Annotated in this window: 1 protein-coding gene; it reads right to left on the bottom strand. The window is 59.6% G+C overall.

The window, feature by feature from the left end; all coding sequences use genetic code 11:
* Nucleotides 1-821, bottom strand: an 821-nt coding sequence (locus tag C8263_RS18735; protein WP_107139619.1) for a transposase, incomplete at its 3' end; no start/stop codon positions are given.
* Between the last annotated feature and the right edge of the window lie 60 nt (nt 822-881).

Below are 881 nucleotides of genomic sequence, written 5' to 3'. Positions count from 1 at the left end.
TCCACCGACCAGCGGAGACGATACATCCAACAGGCGTCCTGGGCGTGCAGATCGGTCGCCAGACAGACCAAGTCGCCAGCCACTGACCGGGTGACCACGATCTGCATGCGGCACCCGTAGATCACTTCCTTATCCATCATGGCGACGATCCGACCGGGAGCCAGGTCAGCGTAGACCTCGTCCAAGCGGTCACCATCGACACGAGCACTGCCTTTAACGCGCACGCACCGCTTGATCCGGCGACGTCGCAGAAATCGGAACCAGTTCTGACCAATAAATTCACGGTCAGCAATCAGCACCTTCCAGCGGTTCGCTGGAAGGTGCCTCAGCAAGCGGGCGACCAGTCGCTCGCGTGTGGCGGTATCGCTGCTGCCCTGGTGAGCGAGCGCTGTCCAGACCAGGGGCAGTGTAAAGCCGTGCAGGACAACGCCCAGGACCAAGAGATTCAGGGGCTGGGTCCCATGGGTCCAATTGGTCCGGTCCAGCGCCAGGATGAGTTTTCCTGGGGGCAACAGGGGCAGGAGCACGTGGAGGAAGACGTCATCGGTCAGTTGTTCGTCTTGAAAACATCGGTGTATTCGCTTTTTTCGGGCTTCAGGCGACGCTTCACTGGGCAGGAACGTAGCCAGGACCCGGTGACAGGTCGATTGTGCTTGAATCAGGGCTTCGATCACGTCAGCGACACGCTGCAGCGTGTCGCGCCGGAGGAAGGGAAGTCGTGCTTTCAACAGGTCGGCGAGATGGGTACACTCACCTGGAGCGGCATCGTGGATTGTCACAGACCAGTGATGCCGCTCTTGTGCTGCCCACAATGTGGTCACGGCTAGAAAATGGCGGACGACGTCTCAGTCGATCCAAAACCTAAGATGTCCGGTACTGAG

This window comes from Deinococcus arcticus (assembly GCF_003028415.1).
Classification (GTDB): Bacteria; Deinococcota; Deinococci; order Deinococcales; family Deinococcaceae; genus Deinococcus; species Deinococcus arcticus.
This window is presented reverse-complemented; position numbering and strand designations above follow the sequence as displayed.